The sequence below is a fragment of the Rhodococcus sp. PML026 genome, from assembly GCF_000963615.1.
GTDB classification, from domain to species: domain Bacteria; phylum Actinomycetota; class Actinomycetes; order Mycobacteriales; family Mycobacteriaceae; genus Rhodococcoides; species Rhodococcoides fascians.
Genome location: NZ_KQ031373.1, coordinates 20,071 through 27,773 on the forward strand (window position 1 = coordinate 20,071; position 7,703 = coordinate 27,773).

Here is a 7,703-nt window from a genome sequence, read left to right on the forward strand (position 1 = left end):
TTCGGGGGCTGCCGGACCGTCAGGCGGGCTGTTCGACCGTTCAGGCGGGCTGTTCGCCGATGTCGCCGATGACCTCGCGAAGCTGCGCACGCCCTTTGGACAGCTGGTACGTGAGTCCGACGATCGCCAGCTCGCCGGCTTCGACCTTCTCGGCGACGATGCGCGAACGCTGCATCAGCAGGTTGCCGGTTTCCTGGACGTGGCGCGCCTCGAACTCGTCGACGGCTTCGTGGCCGTCGCGTCGGGCCGAGAGCACCGACGGGGTGACGCGCTCGACGACGTCGCGGATGTAGCCGCCGGGCACGTCACCGCTTTCGAGTGCGTCGACGGTCGCCTGGACGGCACCGCAGTGGTCGTGTCCGAGCACGACGATCAGCGGAGCATTGAGCACCGCGACGCCGTACTCGATGGAGCCGAGAACGGCGGAATCGACGACGTGGCCGGCGGTGCGAACGACGAACATGTCGCCGAGGCCCTGATCGAAGATGATCTCGGCGGCGACGCGTGAGTCGGCGCAGCCGAACAGGATGGCCCCGGGGTGCTGAGCGCTCTCGAGCCGGGCGCGGTCCTCGATACCCTGCGACGGATGCAGGACCTCTCCGGAGACGAACCGTTGGTTGCCTTCCTTGAGTGACTTCCAGGCAGCGATCGGATTCGAAGCAGGCATAGCTCTCATTGTGCACGCGCAGCGGGCTACCGGCGAGTCGGGTGCACGCGCAGCGGGCTACCGGCGAGTCGGGTTCACTACTGTTGGTACCCGTCACAGACACGAGAAGAAGGGCGCACAGTTGCCGATCGATCCCGAGGCCCTGCTCGGATGGTTCGATACCGACGGACGCGACCTGCCGTGGCGTCGTCCGGGAGTGACCGCATGGCAGATCCTGATGAGCGAGATCATGCTGCAGCAGACGCCCGTCGTGCGGGTGGCTCCCATCTGGGAGCAGTGGGTGCAGCGGTGGCCGGTCCCCTCGGCGATGGCCGCGTCGTCGCAGGCCGAGGTGCTGCGGGCGTGGGGGAAGCTGGGGTACCCGCGTCGCGCATTGCGTCTGCACGAGTGTTCGCGGGTGCTTGCCGAGGACTACGGCGACGAGGTTCCGCGGGACGTCGACACCCTGCTCGGCCTGCCCGGCATCGGGGCCTACACGGCCAGGGCGGTGGCGACTTTCGCGTACGGCCAGCGAGTTCCGGTGGTGGACACCAATGTTCGACGCGTCGTCGCGCGTGCGTTGCACGGCAACGCCGAGCCTGGCAATCCCTCGACGACAAGGGATTTGGCCGACGTCGAACAACTGCTTCCAGTCAGCGTGCCCCGCGCCGCCCGGTATTCGGCGGCGTTGATGGAGCTCGGCGCGCTCATCTGCACCGCCAAGAATCCGGCGTGCCTGCTGTGCCCACTTCCCGAGTGCGCCTGGATCGAGGCCGGGCGGCCTGCGCACACCGGCCCGGCGAAGAAGGTGCAGAAGTTCGCCGGAACCGATCGACAGGTACGCGGCAAGCTGATGTCGGTCCTGCGGGAGAGCACGGGGCCGGTGGAGCGGGCTCAGCTCGACATCGTCTGGCCCACCGACCCCACCCAGCGTGACCGCGCGTTGGACTCACTGTTGACCGACGGCTTGATCGAGCAGACCGAATCGGGCTTGTTCGCGCTGGCCGGTGAGGGTTCGGACGGCTAGGACGCCAGAAACTCCACCAGAGTCGCATTGACCGCGTCGGGTCGTTCGAGGTAGCCGAAGTGGCCCGTGTCGGCGATTTCGACGTAGCGCGCACCGGGTATCGCCGCAGCCACTTCGCGGCACTGCTGCACCGGAATGAGCCGGTCGTCGGCGAATCCGACGACGAGCGACTTGGCCGAAATTCGGCGATACGCTATCAATCTGTCTGTGCCGGCACGCATTTCGAGTCCGATCTGCGCCCGCATACCGGCCGTCTTCTTGCCGCCGGAGTATTCGAGCACCGCCAGCCAATCGCCGATCGCTGCCTCGTCGGCCAAGGTCTTGGGCGAGAAGTTCTGCATCGCAGTCATCGCCGCCCGGTACGAGGCCGGAAGTTCGACTCCGGCGTCGAACAGATCTTTCTCGCCCTTCGTCAACTGCTGACGCATCGTGGTGTTTTTGCCGTAGGTGGCCATCATCACTGCGTGCGACACCAGATCCGGCCGCGCCAACGCCAATTCCTGGGTCACGCGTGCGCCCATCGACGTGCCGACGACGCGCACCTTTCCGCCGCCGAGATGTTCGATCAAGGCGGCGGTGTCTGCGACCAGGTCGTCGAGCGTCATTCCGTGCGCACACTCGGACGACGGTGCGATACCGCGATTGTCGAATGTGACCACGCGATATCCACTCTTCACCAGCGCGGGAACTTGATGGGTTCGCCAGACGCGGCCCGGGCTTCCCGTTCCCATCACCAGAACCACGAGCGGTCCGTCACCGGTGACGTCGTAGTTCAGGTCGATTCCGTTGAGCTGTGCGAGCGGCATTCGGATGATCCTAGTGTGCGCAGGAACCCCTCGACGGCGTCGCGATACCGCTCCGGGGCTTCGTCGTGAACGAGATGCGCCGCACCCTCGACTCGGACGTACACCGATCCGGGCTTGGCCGAGTGCATTCGGCTCATCTGTCCGGCCGGCGTGATGGTGTGCTCACCTTCGATCAACAGAACCGGAGCACGGACGGCATCCCATTCGTTCCAGAAGTGCCGCGTCCCCCACTCCTGCGAAATGGCCTCGAACGTATCGACGTCACCGTGCAGTCGCCAGCCGTCGTCGCTGAGCTCGAACGAATCCAGAAAGTACTGTCCGGCAACATCTCCGAAGAAGGCGCGTACCGCGTCGGCGTCCGGGAACGGTTGCGGCCACGCTCGGATCATCGCCGCCCAGCCGTCCGCCGTTCGACCGCGAAAGTCCGGCGCGATGTCTTCGACGACGAGCGCGGTGACCAGATCCGGTCGCCGCGCAGCCGCACACCAGCCCTGCAGCGCTCCCATCGAATGACCGACCAGCACACTGGGACCCACCGTTTCGAGGTGCTCGATCAGGTCGTCCACGAACGCCTCGGTCGTCAGCTCGGGCGGCGGAGGCCGACGGTGACCCGGGGCGTCGTAGGTGTGCACCCGCCCGAATTCTCGGAGCCACGGAATCTGGCGTCGCCACGTCGCCGCACTGCCCATCAGCCCGTGCAGCAGCAGTATCGAACGGCCGGATCCACCCTCGTCGTAGAGCATCACCGCCGAGCATATCGGCGGGGTAGTCTCCCGAGAATGGCCATTGTGAAGATCAACGCGATCGACGTACCCGAGGGCGCAGGCCCCGAGCTCGAGAAGCGCTTCGCCGCGCGTGCCGGAACGGTCGACGGTTCGCCCGGTTTCCTCGGGTTCCAGTTGCTCCGTCCGGTCAAAGGCGAGACACGCTATTTCGTCGTCACCCAGTGGGAGGACGAGGAGTCGTTCCAGGCCTGGTCCGGTGGCCCGTCACGGCAGGCGCACGCCGGTTCCGGCGAGAGCAAGCCGGTCGCGTCGGGCGCGTCACTGCTGGAGTTCGAGGTCGTGCTGGACGTGCCCGCCACCTCGTGACGACGCAGTTCGCCCGTCAGATGGGCTGACGGGCGAGCTCCCACTCCAGTCTGGTGGGCGTATCGGAATCGAGTTTGTGCACGGCGTCGAACAACAGCTCGGCAGGCATCGGGCGACCGAGATAAAAGCCTTGTGCCGCATCGCAACCCAGCCGACGAAGGGCGTCGAGGGTGCCTGCGTCCTCGACGCCCTCGGCCATGATCCGCACGCCGAGGCTGCGGGCCAGGTCGATGGTCGAGCGAACGATGGACGCGTCGGTGTCGTCGGAGTTCATCTTCGAGACGAACGAGCGGTCGATCTTGAGGGTCTGCACCGGCAGGGTCTGCAGGTACGCCAGCGAACTGTAGCCGGTCCCGTAATCGTCGATGGCCAGAGTCACCCCCAGGCTGCGCAACGAGGTCAACGCAGCCACCGATCGCACCGGGTCGGTCATGGCTGTCGTTTCGGTGACCTCGAACTCCAGGGCGTGCGCCGGTACGGAGTGTTTCGCCAGTGCCGCGGCGACCTGTTCGGTGAGTGTCTCGTCGAGAAGATTCCGAACCGAAAGGTTCACCGAGACAGACAGAGTGATGCCTCGCCGTCGTAGTGCGCTGCACTGCGCGAGTGCCTCGTCCAGTACCAGTGCGGTGATGGCGGGCAACATGCCGGTGCGCTCCGCATCGGGGAGAAACGTCGACGGCCCGATCAGTCCCTCGCGAGGGTGCAGCCACCGCAGCAGAGCCTCGACCCGGTCGACGCTGCCCGACTCGAGATCGAGACACGGCTGGAAGAACACCCGGAGCTGATGGTCACGGATCGCCGTGTCGAGCTCGCCCAACAGTCGCATCTGATCGTGTCGGTTTCGGTCCATGTCGGGCTCGTACAGACCGATGCGAGCATGGCCTGCCTTCGCGGACGTCAACGCCACATGAGCTCGCTGCAACATCGCCTCGCCGTCGACGCCGTTCGTCTCGGACGCCCCCGAACACTCCTCGAACGCCGCTATCCCTACCGCCGCGTCGAGGGCGACGTTGATGTCGTGCACGAACATCGTTCTGCTGACCGCGAATTGGAGCCGATGTGCCATGTCGAAAATATCGGTCCTGCCCGGCATCCGACGCATCGCCACGACGAACTGATCGCCTCCCAGCCGCCCCACCAGATCGTCGGACCGCACCGAGGCGACGAGGCGATGGCCGATCTCGCGGAGCACGCTGTCGCCCACGCTGTACCCGAACGTCTCGTTGATCTGAGCGAAACGGTCGATGTCGACCACGAGCGTGAAGACGTCCGATTCGCCGCGCGTGGCGAGCATCGTGTCGAGGCGCTCCCGAAGCAGCCTGCGGTTCCCCAGTCCGGTAACGGCATCCGTTCGTGCCACGTTCTCGAGCACCGAAGCCTGCCTGCGCAGCGTTCCGAGGAAGCAGGCCATCCTGCCGCCGACCAGGGATATGACCAACGCAGAGGACAGCACGATCACCCAACCCCACTGCGCGACGGGCACTCCGCGAGCCAGTTGCACGGCCATGGCCGCCGGGGTGACGGCAACCGCGAGACCCAGACCGACGAATCGTGCTCGCCCGAACCTGAACGGACTGGGCCGCTCGATCCGTGCGACCGCCCGCTCCGGCACGAACAGCGCAACGACTCCGAAGCACACGTAGGCCGCCAGCCACAGCGTGTTCGGGATCAGCGAGCGGTAGAGCTCGACATCGTCGAGCCGAGAGTAGGTGGCGAAGTCGGACACGGTGAGAAGCACTGTGCCGATGGTGGCAGCCACGACCGAGATTCCGGTCGAACGCGTCAACAGATAGAGACTGCCGATGAGAGTCAGCAAGAACGCGTCGATGGTCAGGTAGACGGTCGCAGGCAGGAACGAGAGCATCGAGGCCAATGACCCCGTCCAGTCGCCGGGAACGACGAACATCCACGCGGCCAGACCGACGCCCACTGCGACCACCAGACATTCGAGCAGCTCTTCCAAACCGAAAACGAGCCCGTTCTCGTCGGCCGCACGCGCGAATCCCACAGCGATGATCACGTACCCGGCCAGAAACAGCACGTCCGCGGCCGAGAAAGTCGAGACCCGACCGCCCCCGTACTGCATCAGGGCGACCAAGCCATCGCCCACGCCCCAGCAGCCGACACCGAGGGCCATGTACTTCCATGTGCGCCGATCCGGACCGTTCTCGCGCAGGTACCGATAGACGAATGCCGCCATTGTGGCCAGGACCACGATTGCATAGACGATGTCGCGGGGTAATCCCTGCGGGGCTGCCGCGTGCGCTGCAACTGCCAGGGCACCCAGGCCTAGGAAGCGCGTCCACAACATGGTGGGCACATCCTTCCTAGGCTGGTCGTTACATTCCCCAAAGGTATGCAACAGCCGATCTAACCCGATGCTTGACCTCGATTCGGCACCGAACCATCCGTGGATGGGTCGATTCACGAACTATTTCAAACCTGACGACTGTTCGCCAGTCTCACATCGGGTGATCCGTTCGATCAGCCTTCGAGCGCGGCGTCCAGCGTGATCTCCACACCGGTGAGAGCCTTGCTGACCGGGCAGGTCTCTTTCGCTGCCTGCGCTGCCTTCGCAAACCCGTCGGCGTCGAGACCGTCCACCTCGCCGCGGACGGTCAATTTGATACCGGTGAGCTTGAAACCGGGCTGATCCGGACCGAGCGAGACATCAGCGGTGACTTCGAGACTCTGCGGAGTACCGCCCGCTTCTGCGATCAGCGCCGACAATTGCATCGCGTAACAGCTCGAATGAGCCGCTGCGATCAGTTCCTCCGGGCTGGTGGTGCCGTCGGCGTTCTCGGCGGCACGCTTGGGAAACGACACGTCGAACGTCGCTGCACCCGAACTGGACAGCTCCACCTGGCCGGAACCTTGTTCGAGAGTTCCATTCCATGCGGTGCGTGAGGTACGTGTTGGCATCGAACCGAGTCCTTTCGTCGTCGACCCTTCATAGGGCCGATACTCAGGCTAACGTCGGCGGGGTGACCGGGCCATCGAGTGCGGAGATCTCGAGATGACGAACGAGCGAGCCACCAGTTGCCTGCGGCGAACAGCGATGATCGTGGCGGCGGCGCTCGTCTGGGGTGTCACCCTGTCGGCACCCGTCGTCGCCGATCCCCTGTCGGACTTCTACGACCTGCCGGTGGAATCGACGGGACATTCGCCCGGCGATGTGGTGCGAGTACGACCGATGAACTCGCCCAAAGGTTTCGGACTCGGCTTCGACATCGAACGAATCCTGTACACCTCCACCGATACGCACGGCGAACCAATGACCGTCTCCGGGTACACGATGACCCCCACCGCGCCGTGGCCCGGCCCCGGACCGCGACCGGTGATCGCCTACGCGCCCGGCACATCCGGGATGGCCGATCGCTGCGCCGGATCGGCGGTACTCGGTACCGTCGGGTCGTCCCCCGCCATCCTGCCGCTACTGCTGGCCGGCTATCGCGTCGTAGCGACCGACTACCAGGGACTCGGCACTCCGGGCGGGCACACGTATCTGAACCGCCTGGCCTCGGCACATGCGTTGCTCGACGTAGCGAGAACCGCCGACGATGACGCGCCGGTGGTGCTGTACGGGTACTCGGAGGGCGGGTTCGCATCTGCGGCCGCGGCCGAACTCGCCAATGAGTATGCCCCCGAGCTCAACATCGTCGGCGCCTATGTCGGTGCGCCACCGGCAGATCCGACGCTCAACATCGAGCCCCTCGACGGCACCACACTCGGCAGCGCCGTCCTGTTCGCGGTCGACGGCATGAGCAACGCATACCCCGAACGTGCCGACGAGATCCGAAGCGTGTTCGACGCCGACGGCACCGCGCTCCTCGACGCCGCGCAGAACTGGTGCAGCACCGACCGCGCAGCGGACGACGCCATCGACACAAGGACTCTGACCCGCGACGGACGCCCACTCACCGCACACCTGAACGACCCCGGAATCTTCGACGTGATCGACGCGAACACCGTCGGCCGAATCGCACCGACCATGCCGGTCTACCTGTCGCACGGCATCGCGGACGACGTCGTACCGATCGAGCAGTCCCGCACTCTGCTCGAACGCTGGCGGAAACTCGGTGCCGACGTCACCTACCGCGAATACGACTTTCCGGCCCTCCCGATGACGGGCG

Annotated in this window: 8 protein-coding genes; 3 read left to right on the plus strand and 5 right to left on the minus strand. The window is 65.6% G+C overall.

From position 1 onward, the window contains the following. Positions 1-40: 40 nt before the first annotated feature. Positions 41-667, minus strand: coding sequence for a carbonic anhydrase (locus tag VF34_RS10655; RefSeq protein WP_027494350.1), 627 nt, complete (start codon positions 665-667; stop codon positions 41-43). A 121-nt stretch (positions 668-788) separates the two neighbouring features. Between VF34_RS10655 and VF34_RS10660 the strand changes: the two genes are divergently transcribed. Further along, positions 789-1,673 carry an HhH-GPD family protein gene (locus tag VF34_RS10660; protein ID WP_032371516.1) on the plus strand — a complete coding sequence of 295 codons (885 nt, stop codon included), beginning with the start codon at positions 789-791 and terminating at the stop codon, positions 1,671-1,673. Here the strand turns inward: VF34_RS10660 and VF34_RS10665 are convergent. Next, positions 1,670-2,479 carry an alpha/beta fold hydrolase gene (locus VF34_RS10665; protein WP_032373652.1) on the minus strand — a complete coding sequence of 270 codons (810 nt, stop codon included), beginning with the start codon at positions 2,477-2,479 and terminating at the stop codon, positions 1,670-1,672. The genes VF34_RS10660 and VF34_RS10665 overlap by 4 nt on opposite strands. Next, positions 2,446-3,222, minus strand: coding sequence for an alpha/beta fold hydrolase (locus VF34_RS10670; RefSeq protein ID WP_045841404.1), 777 nt, complete (start codon positions 3,220-3,222; stop codon positions 2,446-2,448). The genes VF34_RS10665 and VF34_RS10670 overlap by 34 nt, the downstream gene beginning before the upstream one ends. A gap of 36 nt (positions 3,223-3,258) precedes the next feature. Here VF34_RS10670 and VF34_RS10675 point away from each other — a divergent pair, with 36 nt between their 5' ends. Then, on the plus strand, positions 3,259-3,570 hold the full coding sequence (locus VF34_RS10675) for an antibiotic biosynthesis monooxygenase family protein (protein WP_027494354.1): 312 nt from the start codon (positions 3,259-3,261) through the stop codon (positions 3,568-3,570). Between the two features lie 16 nt (positions 3,571-3,586). On the opposite strand, the gene VF34_RS10680 is transcribed toward VF34_RS10675, so the two are convergent. Next, positions 3,587-5,881 carry a putative bifunctional diguanylate cyclase/phosphodiesterase gene (locus VF34_RS10680; protein ID WP_045841405.1) on the minus strand — a complete coding sequence of 765 codons (2,295 nt, stop codon included), beginning with the start codon at positions 5,879-5,881 and terminating at the stop codon, positions 3,587-3,589. Positions 5,882-6,054: 173 nt separating this feature from the next. Next, positions 6,055-6,492 (minus strand): OsmC family protein, encoded by a 438-nt coding sequence (locus VF34_RS10685; protein ID WP_027494355.1) that lies wholly within the window; start codon positions 6,490-6,492, stop codon positions 6,055-6,057. 94 nt (positions 6,493-6,586) lie between these two features. On the opposite strand from VF34_RS10685, the gene VF34_RS10690 reads away from it, so the two are divergent. Next, a partial coding sequence (locus VF34_RS10690) for a lipase family protein (RefSeq protein WP_052718660.1) occupies positions 6,587-7,703 on the plus strand: 1,117 nt, incomplete at its 3' end.